The organism is Pedobacter ginsengisoli (assembly GCF_002736205.1).
In the GTDB taxonomy this organism is placed as follows: domain Bacteria; phylum Bacteroidota; class Bacteroidia; order Sphingobacteriales; family Sphingobacteriaceae; genus Pedobacter; species Pedobacter ginsengisoli_A.
Genome location: NZ_CP024091.1, coordinates 2,221,372 through 2,237,996, shown reverse-complemented (window position 1 = coordinate 2,237,996; position 16,625 = coordinate 2,221,372). Strand labels below are relative to the sequence as shown.

Below are 16,625 nucleotides of genomic sequence, written 5' to 3'. Positions count from 1 at the left end.
TTCTTAATCAAATATATTAGTTTTTCTTAGCCTGCCTAAATCTCTATTCGTTTTAAAAACTCTATGCCCGAAGCACTATTTACTGTTATCAAATCAATATACTCCACTTTCGGGAACCAGAATGAGCCGCCATTAACCCTAACAAAAACCCTTTTTAGCAATAAATCCTTTCCCTCATCTTTTATGTAAATCTTATATTTATTGTCTGTTTCAGATCTTTTAAGGTACAAGGGCAGCTTTTTGTAAGCAACCAATCTTATCTCAAATTCATCATTTTGTAATGCTTTACATTTAACTCCGTAAGCAAATCTGCGTTCAATGCCAGTTAGCTCCTTGTATTTACCTTGTTCTGTATATCTTATCCACGATCCTTTTACAGGGTTTTCAGGGTCAAGGACCCCAGTACTTTTAAAATTGAGTTCATAAATTACCGTATTTGCATCTGGGTTTCTCTGAAGAAAAAACAAGAGGTTCTCTCCTTTAGGGGTAGGCAGGGCCAGGGGTTCAGACTCATCAACCTTTTTTGAAGGCTGACTTAACGTATTTAACGACTGGCTTAACAATAAAATAATTACCAATAGCATGCCGGCAAACTTTAAAGCTTTTATTTTCTTGTTTTTAATGTGCGTTTTTTTATCTACAACAGGAGTTCCATTTGCCTTTTCAATATTGGTAAGTTTGTGTCTGTAAATTTTACCAGGACTTGCAAAAATGAAGAAAAGTATTTCTTTAATTCCATCACTTTGCCTAACATCCTTAATCATATCCCTGTACTCATGAAAATTTAAAATAAAGGGATTAGTTTTACTATCAACCGGGGTTGTAAGACCATAAACAGGCTTTTCTTCTTCGTATTGAAAAGTACCGAACAAATGGTCCCAGATCATAAAGGTAGCACCGAAGTTCTTGTCAAGATATTTATCCTGACTACCGTGATGAACCCTGTGGTTAGATGGAGTACCAAAGTACTTTTCAATAAAAGGATGTAATTTTCCAATGGCTTCGGTATGTACCCAAAATTGATATAATGTGCTCAATTGGCTGGCTACAAATAATATAACCGGATTAAATCCCATTGAAGCTACAGGTATAAAAAAGACGATTTTAAAATGCTGTACCCAGCTTTGTCTAAAAGCTACTGTTAAATTGTAATGCTCGGCAGAGTGGTGTACAACATGTGTTGCCCAAAAGAACCTGTTAAAGTGTGAAATGCGGTGCGACCAATAACTGCAGCAATCATAAACTATAAAACAAGGAATCAAAGTCCACCAGTTCAGACTCATACGCCATGGCAAAGCATTATATATCCAAATGGCTCCATAAAGCAATACTGCTTTCATTAATAGGTTTACAGCCAAATTGCCGAGGCCAATAAAAACTGATCCTATAGTTTCCTTCTTTTCATAGCTTTTATGCTCAGCGAAATGAGAAAATCCATATTCAAGAGCCGTACAGAAGAATACCACAGGCAAGGCATATACCATTAAATCAGGAGCACTTTTCTGTAACTGATTAAGATCATTAATTGGAAGTGGTGCTGCCCCGAACACAGAGATTAAATCTTGCCAAAATGATTGAAGCGATGCAATGACTGTTGTTCTCATAGTAGTTTGGTTTTTGTGTGTTATAAATTATGATTGTTAATTTCAATTAAAGGTTGCATGCCGTTAAAAGATTACCTGAATGCCACCCATATAGCCTACATATAGCCCCTGGAAATTCCTGCCCGATTTGTTGCCCCACTTAGATAGGTAGTGTTTATTTAAATCTTTACCTTCAACTGTATTGGTGTTTACATAGTTAAGAGATGGGCCGGCATAGATTTCCAGAAATCTGGCAATCTTTAAAGCAGGGAGGATACGAAATGAGGAGCTAAAGTATTCTCCATGTTTAAAGCTCTCCAGGCTCATTGATGTTAATTCTGTGTTTAACCTGAAGCTGTTTGAAGAAAAGAAATGAGCCCCTAAGCCAGCCTCAATGGCATACACCTCCTTATCGTTTTTAAAGTTGTATCCGACCCCTAAAATCCCATAAAGTACTTTGCCGCCCGATCTTAAAGTTAGCATTGTAGTTAGGTTATCATTGGTGCTTATCCCAATACTTTTCTCGCCGTTTTTTATAATATTTACAATACCTATTGGGAAGTCGCTGCTCTCGGCAATGTTAATGAACCCTGCAATTTGTGCACCTTTAACTCTTTTAGCGATGTTTATAAAGCCTGCAATCTGAGATCCCTTAACATCTTTAGCCGTATTAATAAAACCAGCTATCTGTGTTGCCGATACATCTTTGGCAATATTGGCAAAACCGGCAAACTGAGCACCGTTCATATCCTTAGTAATGTTTGCGAAACCGGCAAATTGCGCCCCTTTTACATTTCCTGATGATATATTGGCAAAGCCTGCAAACGAAACTCCCTCGCCGCCGCCATAAGTATTAAGGAAGCCTGCAAATTGTCCGCCGTCTGCATTTTTAACTACATGATTAGAAAATCCTGCAAACAGAAATCCTTTGGTATCTTTTAGTACTACATTTGAAAGTCCGGCAAATGCCAAACCACGTTCGGCTGCAGATACACCACCAAGTAAGTTAAATGAAAGATTATTAGTATCTAAAGGAGCGCGTGTTCCATTGGTACTTAAAGGGTATACAATGCCAATATGCATTTTACCCGGCATTTGATTTTGGGCATTGGCGCCCATGTAGGTAGCTAGTAATACTAAAGCTGTTATAGAAGATTTAATGTTCATTATTGTCTTGTTTTAGAGTAAGACAACATGATCAGCATATACCCCTACGCAGGGCCGCAAAAAAAATTAAGCCTCTTTTATATTTCTTCTTCCAATAACTAAAACAGCGAAAGCAATTACAGAAGTCACAGTCATAATTAATACCATTGGCACAGCCGATGTTTGTTCAAAAAAGCCAATACAAGCAGATGCAAGAGCTCCAAGTCCCATTTGCAGTGCACCCATTAAAGCAGATGCACTACCTGCGTTTTTAGAAAAAGGTGCTAGCGATAGGGCTAAAGCATTTGGATTTGCCACCCCTAAGCAGCATAAGAATAAGAACAGAAAACCAATGGTCTCGGCAAGGCCAAACCAACCGTTAATGCTGCCAATCAAAAACACAATAACTGTAACTACCTGCCCAATTAACGCAACAAATATCAATTGTTCACTTTTATATTTTCTTAACATAAGGGTATTAACCTGACTGGCCCCAATAAAGCCGACAGAAAGAAAGGCAAAGATCCACCCGTAAGTTTCTTCTTTTACTTTAAATAGCGACATGAAAAGGATAGGGGAACTGGTGATGTATACAAATAAGCCTGCAAATGCCATAGCTCCGGTAAACGCATAAGTATAAAATTTAGGTTCACGTAACACCGTTATAAAGTTGGTTATTATTGGTTTAGGCTTTAAAGACATGGTAGTGTCTGCCTTATAACTTTCGGGCAACCAAAGCCAGCTGGCGATTAAATTAAATAAGCCTAAACCCAGTAAAATGAAAAAAACCGTATGCCAACCAAAAGCAACAGTAACATAACCACCTACAGTAGGTGCAACCATTGGCGAAACACTAAGTACCAACATCAATAAGGCAAATACCTTGGCATTTTCGCTAACAGGAAACAAATCGCGAACCATAGCTACTGATGCTACAGTAGCAGCACAGCTTCCAATTGCCTGGATAAATCTCAATACAATAAACGAGTCAATATCTTTAATAAATGCGCATCCGGCAGATGCCAGAATGTATATAAGTAAGCCAATAAATAAAGGCTTTTTCCTGCCAAAACGATCTAACAGGGGGCCGTAAAGTAACTGACCAGCCGAGATACCTATAAAATAGCTTGATAATGACCATGCTACCCTGGCTTCGCTGGTATTCAGGTCTTTAGCTATTGCTTTAAAACCTGGCAGGTACATGTCGATAGAAAAGGGGCCGAGAGCGGTTAATGAACCAAGTATTAAAATTAAGAACAGGTATCTTTTTTGCGTCATGCAACAAAAGTAGTTATTTGATAACCGGTTTTTCGTCACGCCAATTCCAAATTATACAAATAAGCATATTAAATGCCGATACCGATACCTGCATTGGCAATACCATAATTTCCGGAAATACCATAAGAGGCATAAAGCCTTATCACAGGAAACTTAACCTGAAAACCCGCATCAACACGGAAATCTTTTAAGTAGGTTCTCTCAATCCTTACAGGATTAGAAAATGTTTTATAAGTAATCTGATCGCCGTTATAACCGTTTATTATCGGGTAGTTTCCGCTCAGTCCCATATCGGCGCTTGATACATTGTAACCTAAAGACAGATAGGGGGTAAGCACCGAAAACTGTTTGGATATCAATGCCTGGAACAAATAGTTGTTAAAGTTCCCAAAAATCTCTTGTCCGGAAAAGTCTGTAGACTGTTGGTTGTCTTGCGGCACCGAGTTTTCAATTGGCTGAAGGCTGAGTGCTTTCTTATATTTCAGATTATTGTAGCTAAAGGCCAATGCGAGATCAAACGGTACATATTTAGATAAATCGCGCATAAAATTATGTTTAATTCCAAAACCAATTAGAGAAACCGAACCTATTTTGCGGCCAATCTTGAACCTTGGTGCTGCCCGAATAGTTATATCGGTATTTGCCAACAGACCTACTGTTAACTGAACCTGCGGTGTAGGTACATAATTCTCCAGCATTCCACTGGGCAATTCAAAAGAAACCAATTTGTTGTTGTTCTCGTCATAAACATCCATTAACGGGCCGTTAGATCGGGTGTTGCCACTAAATGAAGGAGTAATAACATCATTAGGGTTGGCCGGACGCAAGTTGCTCGACAAACCGATCCTGGTAACGTTGAAGGACTTAGCCGAAGAAGGTACTATTACAGCAGTTCCAGTAACCCGTAGATCAAGATGGTACAGTCCAAGGGTCTGAGCACTGTTTGTCCACCCACTGTTCATACCTAATCCAAAGCCTTTAAAAAGAGACTTCGAATAAGCATCTACCAGTTTTGTGGCATCAGCAGGCCCTGCGTTTATCAGCTGTTCGAAACCGGTCTGGGCAAATAATGTATAGGAGCTAGAAATGGACAATAGTGTTATAATACCAAACAGTTTCTTCATAATAATTCAATAATACTATACTAGTAACGTCAGTAAATTGAATTTATCATGAATAAACTTTGTAAAGGGTAATATTAATCCTAAAAAACAATATCCCCAATTGCATTTCCAATCACCAACCCTGATGGAACGCCTGGGGGTGCTCAAACTTTTGTGGGATGCAGTAGCAGGTCATAAAGTGGGAAAAAAGAAGAATAGCTGATTTATCATCTGACCAATTAGGTAGTTTGTAATGCATAGTACAGTATAAAACACATATCCTTGTGTAACATATTACATGACTGATAATCTAATTTCAAAACATTATCGTTATGGAACGGAAAATTATACTCACTCTCATTATATTTTTTATCGGTTTCTTTGCTGCGGTTGCACAACCTGCAACCGGTATACATACCCTAAAAGGATCATTAATCGATTCCATTTCAGGCAAAGAAGCTGCATTTGTAACAGTTGCCGTAAAAAATGCCAATAAAGAAGTATTAAAAACTCAGCTCAGTAAAATAGATGGTTCATTCCTGATTGATCAACTCGTTGCTGGCAGGTTTTCGGTAACATTTGCTTCAGTTGAGTATAAAACAAAAACACTGGAGATTTCAATCGATCCAAATAATCCAATACTCGATCTAGGGAGAATCCATATCAGCCCTGCAAGCCATCAGCTTAAAGATGTTTCGATTGTAGCCGCACGACCCTTAATTAAGCAAGAAGCTGACCGTATTACCTATGACTTACAGGCAGACCCCGATAGCAAGTCGTATAGTGTGTTGGAAATGATGCGAAAAGTTCCGTTCCTAAGCGTTGATGCCGATGATAATGTTCAGCTGAATGGGAATTCTGCTTATAGGATTTTTATCAATGGTAAACCATCGAGCTTAATGGAGCGTAATCCGAAAGACGTGCTCAAAAGCATGCCAGCTTCTTCTATTCAAAAGATTGAAGTAATTACTACGCCATCTTCCAAATATGACGCAGAAGGTTTAGCAGGCATCATTAACATTATAACCAACAAAGCAGTAGAGAACGGCTATAACGGTAATGTAAATTTCAGTGAACGCTATCCATTGGGGGGACCATCTATAGGTGGTTCATTTACCACCAAATCCGGAAAGCTTGGAATATCTGCTTTTGGCGGGGCCAGTTTATCTAACACACCATCAACCGGTATTACGATCTCCAGAGTAAGTACTGATGCATCACCGTCAAACCTTTTCCAATCTGCAGACCGTGAAAGTGATGGTAAAAATGCTTATCTGGGCACTGAGCTGAGCTATGAGATTGATTCCTTAAACCTGCTTTCAGGTCAGCTAAACCTAAACGGCAGTAGTGGTTCCGGCAAGTTTTTCCAACGCTCACTTTTAGAAAACAACACAGAACTCCTGCAGCAATACAACTTGCTGACTAATAACGACAACTCTGGCAGGGGTGCAGATGCAGCCATAAATTATCAAAAGGGTTTCCGAAGAAACAAAAATCAACTATTAACCTTCTCTTATCGCTACTATGGTTTCACAAATGATGATACTTCGGATCAGCTTTTTTCTAACCGTACCAATTATGACCTTCCCGATTTTCAGCAGGTTAATGAAAGTATGATGAACGAACATACTGCTCAATTGGATTATGTTCACCCGGTTAAAAACCTTACAATTGAAGCAGGGATAAAGGGTATTTTTCGTACCAACGAAAGTGATTTCAAGTATTACTCGCGAACCCCTTCAGATGATTATGCCATAGATACTTCAAAAACCAACACTTTTAATAATACCCAAACCATTCTGGCGGCTTACAATACCTACCAGTATAACCTCAAAAACAACTGGTCATTTAAGGTAGGTATTCGTTTAGAACAGACAATAGTGGATGCAGATTTTGTAACTACTGAATCAAAGGTTAAACAGAATTATTTTAGTTTTGTCCCTTCAGTTTCCCTAAGTAAACGATTTAAAACCACAGGCATAAGTTTTGGATGGAATCAACGTATTCAGCGGCCTGGTATTAACCAGCTCAATCCTTTTGTTGACCGTACTAATCCAACCTTTGAAAATACAGGTAATCCCGATCTGCGACCAACTAAGGGTAATTCTATCCGTTTCGGATTCGACTGGAATAAAAAAGGCTCCTTAAACATGAATCTAATGTACAATTGGATCAGAGGGCTTATTTTTCAGGTATCTGAATATGATTCGCAAACAAATATCACCCGCACCAGATACGAAAATACTGGGGGAGCAAAAGCCCTTGGTGGAAACATAAACTTTAATTATCCAATGAGCAAGACCTGGAACCTTAGCCTTAATGGAAATCTGATGCATGGCTGGGCCGATGGTATCAGCAATGGAAAACCTATCCGAAACCAAGGTTTTATGTACAGATTTAATCTTACAACAGGCCTGCGTTTGGATAATGGATGGAGATTAAGTGGTAGTGCTTATCTTAATGGTGGAGAGCTGACCATTCAGCAGCAATCAAATACCTATCTGGGCACCGCATTTAACGTTAATAAAGATATTGTTAAAGATAAACTCACTTTTTCAGCTTTTACAAATAATCCATTCAACCGCTACCGTGTTAATGTGACCAATAGATTTGGTCCTAATTTTAATCAGGTAAACAATAGTCAGCAAAACTTCCGCACAGTAGGTGGTAGCTTAAGCTATAAGTTTGGAAAAATGAAAGAATCCATTAAAAAGAATAAGCGTGGCATCAGCAATGATGATGTGAGTAATTAAGTAGTTACCTTTTATGTTTCTGAATTATATAAATTAATCACAATATTATGTAACCCCCTCCGGCACTTTGCATGGTACCTTTGTCTTGTAAATAATAAAGATTATGAGTTTACAAGAAAATATAGAAACAATTTCCTTTCCCGTTCTAGGGATGACCTGTGCCAGCTGTGCGGTAAGTGTGGAGTCTATGATAGGTGCACAAAACGGAGTAAAACAAGCAGAGGTAAATTATGCCACACAAAAGGTAAAAGTAACTTATGATGCAGATGTAATACAACCAGAAGGGATGCAGAAAGTAGTTCAGTCAATAGGCTACGATTTAATTCTTGATGCAGAAAAAGGAAGCGAAAAACAGGAGCAAATACAGGCCGATAACTATAAATCGTTAAAAAAGAGAATAATTGCAGCAGGAATATTAACAATACCTGTAGTAATAATAGGTATGCTTTTTATGGATATGCCTTATGCCAATTACATTATGCTTGTTTTATCGGCCCCCATAGTTTTCTACTTTGGTAAAAACTTTTTTATAAATGCCTTTAAACAAGCAAAACATAGCAAGGCAAACATGGATACCTTGGTAGCCTTAAGTACTGGTATAGCTTTTATTTTCAGTGTGTTTAATACCTTTTACCCAGAGTTTTGGCATCAAAGAGGCTTACACCCGCATGTTTACTACGAAGCAGCGGCGGTAGTTATAGTGTTTATAATGTTAGGTAAACTGCTCGAGGAACGTGCTAAATCTAATACTTCATCTGCCATAAAGAAACTGATTGGTTTACAGCCTAAAACAGTAGTGCTAATTACTGATCAAGGTGAAAAAGAAATTGAAGTAGTTGATGTAAAAGCAGGTGATAGGCTATTGGTTAGATCAGGAGAAAAAATCCCTGTTGATGGTAAGGTTTATGATGGTAATTCATTTGTAGATGAAAGTATGATTACCGGAGAGCCTGTAGCTGTTTCCAAACAAAAAGACGACAATGTTTTTGCAGGTACCATCAATCAAAAAGGAAGCTTCAGATTTATAGCAGAAAAAGTAGGTAGTGAGACTATGCTGGCACATATTATTCAGCTGGTACAGGAAGCTCAGGGTTCTAAAGCTCCGGTTCAAAAACTGGTTGATAAGGTAGCCGGGATATTTGTACCTATTGTGATATTAATTGCCATAATTACACTGGGCGTGTGGTTGTTATTTGGCGGAGAACATGCCTTTACACAAGGATTGTTAGCTATGGTTACTGTACTGGTGATTGCCTGTCCTTGTGCGTTGGGGCTGGCAACACCAACAGCAATTATGGTTGGAATAGGTAAGGGTGCCGAGAGTGGTATTTTAATTAAAGATGCCGAAGCTCTTGAACTTGGTTATAAAGTAAATGCCATAGTTTTAGATAAAACAGGGACTATTACAGAAGGTAAACCAGAGGTAACTTCTATGCATTGGGCCAGCACTTTACCCGAAACTACAGATGTATTAAAACAGGTATTTGCTGCTATGGAACAAAGCTCTGAACACCCATTGGCCGAGGCAATTTTTAATCATCTTAAAAAGGATGATGTAAAGCCTGCTGCAATTACAGATTTCGATAGTTTAACAGGTAAAGGAGTATCAGTAGTTTACAATGGTAAGAAGTACTGGGCGGGCAGTCATAAAATATTATCTGATCATAATCAGGTAATATCCAGCGAGTTAAAAGAACAGGCTAAAGTGTTACAAAATCAAGCTCAAACCGTAATTTACTTTGCAAATGAAACAGAGGTACTGGCTGTAGTATCAATTGCTGACCAGATAAAAACAGGATCAAAAGAAGCGGTTTCAAAACTTATTAAGCAGGGTATTGAGGTTTATATGCTTACCGGCGATAACAAACAAACTGCTGCTGCGGTGGCTACAACGGCAGGGATAGACAACTTTGTTGCCGAAGTATTGCCTTCTGATAAGGCTGAATTTATTAAAAAACTACAAGCTGATGGTAAAGTTGTAGCAATGATAGGCGATGGGATAAACGACAGCCAGGCGTTAGCGCAATCTAATGTGTCAATAGCAATGGGCAGAGGTTCTGATATTGCCATAGATGTGGCAAAGATTACGCTTATCTCTTCAGATCTTTTACAGGTTCCAAAAGCGCTGCAACTGTCTAAAAAAACAGTACGAACTATTAAGCAGAACTTATTCTGGGCGTTTATTTATAACCTAATAGGAATTCCAATTGCCGCAGGGGTATTGTATCCGGTTAATGGGTTTTTATTAAATCCTATGATTGCCGGTGCTGCTATGGCATTAAGTTCAATATCGGTAGTAAGTAATAGCTTAAGGCTAAAATTTGCAAAGCTCTAGGGAGCTGATCATGAAGCGATCTCAAGTTAGCAATCTGCCTGCCATCGTCCGGTTAGCGACCTGCCGTCATCCTGAATTTATTTCAGGATCTTAATGCGATCGCCGTAAAAACATACTAAGGCGGAGATCCTGAAATAAATTCAGGATGACGGGCGTGTATTAATAGCAGAATGACAAGTGGCTTAACAGAGTAACGATAATAACAACAGATTAAAACATAACATTATAACAACAATTAAACTTTAAAAAAATGCAAACTTTAAGATTCAAAACAAATATTAAATGTGCAGGATGTATTGCAACAGTAACTCCTCATTTAAACAATTTAAATAAACTAGAAAATTGGGAAGTTGATATCGAAAATCCTGATAAAATATTGAAAGTGGACGCCGATGATGAGCTTAAAGCCTCAGAAATAATCGGTACCTTAGAAAAAGCCGGCTACAAGGCCGAACAAGTATAATTAGCTTAATAATTATGACATTATATGTAAAAAATATGGTTTGCGACCGCTGCATCATGATTGTAAATGAGCGGTTGCAAGGCCTTGGTTTTTCGGTTAAACAAATTACGTTAGGTAAAGTAGAGGTTGCTCCTGATCCGAATCCGGAACAACTGAAGGATATTGCTTTCGAGTTTCAGGCTTTAGGTTTTGAACTTATAGAAAAGGAAAAAAACCAACTGATAGAACAGATTAAAAATGAAGTAATCAATTTTGTTCACTACTCTGACCTGGGCGAGATCAACCAAAGCCTAATGCATCTGGTAGCCGATAAATTAAATAAAGACTATAATTACCTGAGCAGATTATTTTCAGAATCAGAGGGTTTAACCATCGAGAAGTTCATCATTCAACAAAAAATAGAAAAAGTAAAAGAACTATTAGAGTACGGTGAACTGAACCTGAACGAAATATCTTTTAAAATGGGATACAGCAGTAGCGCGCATTTGTCTGCACAATTCAAATCTTTAACGGGGCTGTCGCCAAGTAAATACAAAGCTTCAGCTGTTAAGAATAGGAAACCCATTGATAAATTAAACTAATAGCTAAGCAATTGCTTAGCTATTATATGTGTGCCAAATTAATTCAGCGTAATCCCAAACAGTATTCCTACCCATGGTTTTCCCTGATATATCCAGTTCGTCCTGTTTTTATCGGTTAGCATATCGAGGCCCAGGCTTGCAACTCTTGGTTCATCTTCTATAATCAGTATTTCCATAATAAACAGCAAGATAAAGGTAAATGAAATTTAGATCGTTTTAATGCGGTTTTAATCTGAGTATATTATTCTTGTGCCAGATTAATCTTATAAATTTTATAGCACATGTTACATAACACATTACTGGCCGCATTGGGTACACAGGAGATTCTGGTTATTTTAGTTGTAGTTCTTTTGCTTTTTGGTGGAAAGAAGATTCCGGAACTGATGAGTGGTCTGGGAAAGGGCATCAGAGAATTTAATAACGGAAAAGACGGTGTTGATGAGGCAGGGGGAAAATCCGAGGAGAATATTAATCATAAGGTATAAATTCAATTTTCTGAATTTTATTCCAAAATTTCACAAATTTATCCAAAAAATTAATTTAAAAGAAATCAACAATAGTTTAAGTGTTTTGTTATATTTGGTTTATTGTTAATTGAAAATTAAAATAGGTTAATGAAATTATAAAAACGATTATATAACCAGCTTCTTAAATGAGGTATTAATATAAGAGTCTCTACTTCCAAATTCTCACATACAAGCCCAGAGACAATAGCTTAATGCCCATAACAATATTAGTTGTACTTTTGAGGGTGCACTATGGCGTTATGGGCTCTATTGTAAATCCGTGGGCAAGGCCGTGAGAAGCCTGGTAGTGCGGTATTTAGGGCCCGCCATAGTGCATCCTTTTTTTATACCTCCAGAGACTCATTTAATTATTTAACAAAATAAAAAATGAGCATGAGCCAAGCCAAACAAATTTCTGAGTCGCTAAATACCTGCAAGCAATACATAGATCAATTTTTAAAGCACTCCAACACACTGGATGTAAGTAAGCTAAGCGCTAATCGGGGTTTAATGATCCTTGCTTTTTACGAAGAATTGCTGGCATTACTGTATGATAACTACAATCTTTTTGAAGCGGATCAGTCGGATATGATAGATTCTGAAAAAAATTAAGCAGGATGTCGAAGAAAACCATAAGAAACTATTGAGTAATATTTGAGAAATACTTGAGAAACACTTGATCTTAAGTATGTTATAGGTATGGTTGAAAGATCGTTGAGAGATGGTTGAAATATCATCATACATATTCCAACCATCTCTCAACGATGTTCCAATCATCTTTCAACCCAAGTATTTCTCAAGTATTTCTCAAATATTATTCAAGCTTTTCAACTTTTTCTGACAGATGTGTGTTAAGGTGCTCCTTAAATTAATCTGTATCGATTGATAATAACGTTTTTGTATCTGTATCCCTTTATAGCAGTTCCCTAATTTTGTGTAATAAGTTTTAAGTTATGGAACCAACAGAGATAAAAAAAGAGGATATAAAGCTCCGGGAAGTTTATTTACAAGATTTGAAATCGGTTATCACCCTTTACGGCAATAATTCGTTGGCTATTAAACATGAAAATGGTGTTGGTACGCGGCTAACTTCTGATTTTGGGCTGCCCATTGGAATTGCAGAAAAGAACGGCAAATTAATCGCTTATTCTCGCGTAAATATTGATGGTAAAGGAAAACCTGTTTTCCAGATTCATACCAATGAAACAGGTGGAACCGATACAGTTTGCAAAAACTTAAGCAATTTTTCGGAAGAACGTTTTGCAGCAATATGGGGCGATAGTAAGGAGCAAAGTTTATTGATGAATAAGCCGGTTCAAAGCGCAATAGACAAGTTAGTAGATTGGCTTAATCACTGCAGTTAAACGGTAGGTTTAAGAGAGGCTGCATCATAAATGTGATCGTCATCCTGAATTTATGATGCAGCCTCTAATTTATACAGATCGTTTAAGATTTGGGGAAATCTGCACCAACGGTGGTTTCTTCCCAAGCATCGAAATCATGTGCTAGTTCTTCAATTTTTTTGCGTGCATTTTTTAATGCTGCGGCACCCAGTAATAAACGCAATGGTGGATTTTCGGCTTCTACTGCTTTAATAATTGCCTTGGCAGCACGTACAGGATCGCCTGGTTGGTTGCCGCTGTAAGCCCTGATGTTATCTTTATTTGCCCCGGCAGTAGTTTTGTAATCTTCTATTTCGTTTTGAACTTCGTTGGCCGAACGGCCTGCCCAGTCAGTACGGAAACCACTTGGAGCAACAATGGTTACTTTTATACCTAGTGGTGCAGTTTCTTTAGCCAAAGCTTCAGAAAATCCATCAACAGCAAATTTAGTTGCATTATAATAAGCCAGTGCCGGAAAGGCCATTAAACCTCCAATAGAAGCTATGTTAATGATATGTCCACTTCTTTGCCTTCTCATATGTGGTAATACTGCCTTGGTCATGTTAGCCAATCCAAAGAAGTTAATGTCAAACATTTTTCTGGTTTCATGTTCATCACTGGCTTCTACCGAGCCAAAATAACCAACGCCTGCATTGTTTACCAACACATCAACCCGACCAAATATTTCGGTTAATTGTTTTGTTGCATTTGTAATATCATTGTGTTTGGTAACATCAAGTGTTATTGCTATTGATGTTTCGGGGTATTGTTTAACAATATCTTCTACATCGGCAATGTTTCGGGCGGCCACGCCGGCTTTATATCCAAGTTCCAGTACTTGCTTAGCTAATTCCCGGCCAAAGCCTGTTGAACAGCCTGTTATGAGCCATACTTTTTCCATAATATGATTTTATAATTTTATAACTAAGTAACATCATAATTAGAATATGGTTGTCAGTATTTAATCATTTTATAAGGTGTAGAAAATTTATTAACAGTGCTTAAAGCCGATCTTTTTTAGCATTTTAGCGGAGTTTCAAAAGAGAAGTAAAAGATGAGTAATAATTTAATTGATCACCCCGGGGTGATTATCGGATTCGGGGTTCTTGTTGTAGTAATGTTGCTTTTAGATTTGGGTGTATTTAACAAAAAAGTACACGCTGTTAGTAGCAAAGAAGCACTTGTGTGGTCTGTTGTTTGGATAAGTTTATCCATGATTTTTAGCGGGGTTATTTACCTTACTTCCGGTTTTGAGAAGTTTACGCAATTTCAATCTGCTTACTGGATAGAAAAGGCGCTCTCGGTTGATAATCTTTTTGTTTTTATTTTGGTATTCGGCTTTTTTAAAGTTCCAAAAGAATTGCATCATAAAGTATTGTTTTGGGGTATTATTGGTGCACTAGTGTTTCGTGCTATTTTCATTTTTGCAGGTGTTGGACTGATTAATTTAACCTATTTACCTGAGATGACTGTATTTGGTAAGTTGATAAAGATTAATATAGTTTTATTGATTTTTGGTTTATTTCTTATCTATGCGGGTATCAAATCAGGAATGTCTGATGACCATGAGGATGAAGATAAAGACTTTAGTAAAAGTCCTGGTGCACGCTTGATTTATAAGTTTTTTAAAGTGAGCAAAGAGTTTGATGGGGCTAAGTTTTTTACCGTACAAAATGGTGTAAAACTTGCAACTCCTTTGTTGGTTGTGGTAGCTGTTATTGAATTTACAGACTTATTGTTTGCAGTTGATTCTATCCCGGCTATTTTTGCAATAGCGCCAGATGATCCATTGATTCTATATACTTCTAATATTTTTGCAATACTTGGTTTAAGAGCGCTGTATTTTCTGCTGGCCAACTTTATTTATATGTTTAGCCTGTTAAAGTATGGTTTGGCTATTATTTTGGCATTTATTGGTGTTAAAATGGTAATTGCTCCTTTTTATCATATCTCATCGCCGCTGTCGCTATCTATAGTAGGAGGTGTATTGGTGTTGAGTGTGGTTGCCTCTTTGATTTTTTCGCCAAAGAAAGGGATTGAGGGGTAAGGGAGTATTTAGTAATTAGTATTTAGATTGAGCGCCTGTTGGAAGATTTTATAACAAAAAAAAGCCTGGTCAATTGACCAGGCTTTTTTTTGTTTATGAGATTGGTATTTATACTAGTGAGATACTAGTATAATGTAAACTCTACTCTACGGTTTTTCTGACGACCTTCGGCAGTTTTGTTAGATGCGATAGGTTGGTTTGGACCGTAACCTGTTGCTTCGATACGTGAAGCGTTTGCACCTTGCGATACCAAATATGTTTTGATAGATTCTGCTCTGTCTTTAGATAAACGTAGGTTTAAAGCCATTGAACCTGTGTTATCTGTGTGACCCGCTAATTTTAAGCTAAAGTTTTTCTGAATTAACAACTCAGCAACTTTGTTTAATGTAGCGTATGAAGTAGAACGGATAGTTGATTTACCTAAGTCAAACTCTAGGTTTTTGATGGCTTCATCAACAACTTTACGGTCAGCTTCTGTTACAACAACTTTAGTTTCTTTGATAACTTCACGTTGAACTTTAATTGGACATCCGGCACCATCTACTACTGTGTTTGCAGGAGTACCGGCACATTTATCGAATTTGTTAGCAACTCCATCTCCATCATCATCACCTAACTGAGCTTCTAAAGCTTCTTTATCTCTTCTTGCATTTTCTTCGGCAGTTGATAATGCTCTTCTTAATTCAGCACTTTCAGCAGCACTTTCTTCGCGGATAGCGGCAATAGGGCTGAAGTTTTGTAATTGAGAAGTTCCTTTTCTACCTAAAGCAATCTCGATACCTGCGTGGGCATAAGAGAATCTGTCGTTAGCACCACCTGTTACACCATCAAAGTTATTTGCTTTCATGAAGCTAACTGTGTAACCTAAATCGATGTTTACACCTTTTGAAACACCTAATTTAAAACCAGCTCCAATTGGAACAAACCAATTTTGATCGTACCCTGTGCTTGCTCCGGCAGGATGATTAGTTGTTGCCGCAGACGACATATAACCTGCTCCAATTGTAGCATAAGGAGAAAGGAAGTTACGTTTTTGGTTTAAACTCATGTTAGCGATAGTAAAGTTACCACTAATAGCTGCTGACCAGTCGATTCTTGATTCGAAAGTTGATTTAGCGCCACCAATAACGTTAGCACCTTTAACTTTACCTGCAAGGAAATCGGCCTGGATACCAAATCCCGGTACTACTTGCTTTTTGATGTAACCACCGTAACCCCAAGCCTCGTATGGCGTATTGAAGTTTCCATTAGTTCTGTTGTTGAACGGAGTGTAGTGTGTTAACATACCACCATTTAGTCCAACAGACCAGGTACGGAAATATTTCTTAGAGAATCTTTCTGATGATTGAGAGTCAGCCTCCTGTGCAAATAATTGCGTTGATAATCCCACCAGGGATAATATCATTGCTGCTTTTGTAATTTTTGATTTCATGTTTTTTATAAATTAG

The 16,625-nt window shown here is 37.8% G+C and carries 15 protein-coding genes; 8 read left to right on the top strand and 7 right to left on the bottom strand.

Translation table 11 applies throughout. The features are described from left to right. Window positions 1-35: 35 nt before the first annotated feature. From CPT03_RS22790 to CPT03_RS09215, 4 genes are all read right to left on the bottom strand, one after another. Window positions 36-1,604 (bottom strand): DUF4833 domain-containing protein, encoded by a 1,569-nt coding sequence (locus CPT03_RS22790; protein WP_157766392.1) that lies wholly within the window; start codon window positions 1,602-1,604, stop codon window positions 36-38. A 63-nt stretch (window positions 1,605-1,667) separates the two neighbouring features. Beyond that, window positions 1,668-2,750: a hypothetical protein gene (locus CPT03_RS09225; RefSeq protein ID WP_099438584.1), complete on the bottom strand. Its 1,083-nt coding sequence runs from the start codon at window positions 2,748-2,750 to the stop codon at window positions 1,668-1,670. Window positions 2,751-2,816: 66 nt separating this feature from the next. Then, a complete protein-coding gene (locus CPT03_RS09220) occupies window positions 2,817-4,007 on the bottom strand; it encodes a multidrug effflux MFS transporter (RefSeq protein ID WP_099438583.1) in 1,191 nt (396 codons plus the stop codon). 68 nt (window positions 4,008-4,075) lie between these two features. Next, window positions 4,076-5,131 carry a DUF6588 family protein gene (locus CPT03_RS09215; RefSeq protein WP_099438582.1) on the bottom strand — a complete coding sequence of 352 codons (1,056 nt, stop codon included), beginning with the start codon at window positions 5,129-5,131 and terminating at the stop codon, window positions 4,076-4,078. A gap of 311 nt (window positions 5,132-5,442) precedes the next feature. On the opposite strand from CPT03_RS09215, the gene CPT03_RS09210 reads away from it, so the two are divergent. From CPT03_RS09210 to CPT03_RS09195, 4 genes are all read left to right on the top strand, one after another. After that, the gene (locus tag CPT03_RS09210; protein WP_099438581.1) at window positions 5,443-7,863 is read left to right on the top strand and encodes a TonB-dependent receptor domain-containing protein; all 2,421 of its coding nucleotides are present in this window, start codon (window positions 5,443-5,445) and stop codon (window positions 7,861-7,863) included. A 103-nt stretch (window positions 7,864-7,966) separates the two neighbouring features. Continuing rightward, complete coding sequence (locus CPT03_RS09205) at window positions 7,967-10,198, top strand: heavy metal translocating P-type ATPase (protein ID WP_099438580.1); 2,232 nt, start codon at window positions 7,967-7,969, stop codon at window positions 10,196-10,198. Window positions 10,199-10,448: 250 nt separating this feature from the next. Next, entirely contained in the window at window positions 10,449-10,661 is a 213-nt protein-coding gene (locus tag CPT03_RS09200; RefSeq protein ID WP_099438579.1) for a heavy-metal-associated domain-containing protein, read from the top strand. A gap of 14 nt (window positions 10,662-10,675) precedes the next feature. Continuing rightward, window positions 10,676-11,242 carry a helix-turn-helix domain-containing protein gene (locus CPT03_RS09195; protein ID WP_099438578.1) on the top strand — a complete coding sequence of 189 codons (567 nt, stop codon included), beginning with the start codon at window positions 10,676-10,678 and terminating at the stop codon, window positions 11,240-11,242. 38 nt (window positions 11,243-11,280) lie between these two features. Here CPT03_RS09195 and CPT03_RS22785 read toward each other — a convergent pair whose 3' ends face one another. Beyond that, complete coding sequence (locus tag CPT03_RS22785; protein ID WP_157766391.1) at window positions 11,281-11,418, bottom strand: hypothetical protein; 138 nt, start codon at window positions 11,416-11,418, stop codon at window positions 11,281-11,283. A gap of 105 nt (window positions 11,419-11,523) precedes the next feature. Here CPT03_RS22785 and tatA point away from each other — a divergent pair, with 105 nt between their 5' ends. From tatA to CPT03_RS09180, 3 genes are all read left to right on the top strand, one after another. Beyond that, complete coding sequence (gene tatA, locus CPT03_RS09190) at window positions 11,524-11,727, top strand: twin-arginine translocase TatA/TatE family subunit (RefSeq protein ID WP_172954155.1); 204 nt, start codon at window positions 11,524-11,526, stop codon at window positions 11,725-11,727. A gap of 408 nt (window positions 11,728-12,135) precedes the next feature. Continuing rightward, window positions 12,136-12,360 (top strand): hypothetical protein, encoded by a 225-nt coding sequence (locus CPT03_RS09185; RefSeq protein WP_157766390.1) that lies wholly within the window; start codon window positions 12,136-12,138, stop codon window positions 12,358-12,360. Window positions 12,361-12,701: 341 nt separating this feature from the next. Then, on the top strand, window positions 12,702-13,112 hold the full coding sequence (locus CPT03_RS09180; RefSeq protein ID WP_099438576.1) for a hypothetical protein: 411 nt from the start codon (window positions 12,702-12,704) through the stop codon (window positions 13,110-13,112). A gap of 82 nt (window positions 13,113-13,194) precedes the next feature. Here CPT03_RS09180 and CPT03_RS09175 read toward each other — a convergent pair whose 3' ends face one another. Then, window positions 13,195-14,031 (bottom strand): oxidoreductase, encoded by an 837-nt coding sequence (locus CPT03_RS09175; protein WP_099438575.1) that lies wholly within the window; start codon window positions 14,029-14,031, stop codon window positions 13,195-13,197. Window positions 14,032-14,184: 153 nt separating this feature from the next. On the opposite strand from CPT03_RS09175, the gene CPT03_RS09170 reads away from it, so the two are divergent. Then, window positions 14,185-15,177 (top strand): TerC/Alx family metal homeostasis membrane protein, encoded by a 993-nt coding sequence (locus CPT03_RS09170; RefSeq protein ID WP_099438574.1) that lies wholly within the window; start codon window positions 14,185-14,187, stop codon window positions 15,175-15,177. A gap of 124 nt (window positions 15,178-15,301) precedes the next feature. On the opposite strand, the gene CPT03_RS09165 is transcribed toward CPT03_RS09170, so the two are convergent. Beyond that, window positions 15,302-16,609 carry an OmpA family protein gene (locus CPT03_RS09165; RefSeq protein ID WP_099438573.1) on the bottom strand — a complete coding sequence of 436 codons (1,308 nt, stop codon included), beginning with the start codon at window positions 16,607-16,609 and terminating at the stop codon, window positions 15,302-15,304. Between the last annotated feature and the right edge of the window lie 16 nt (window positions 16,610-16,625).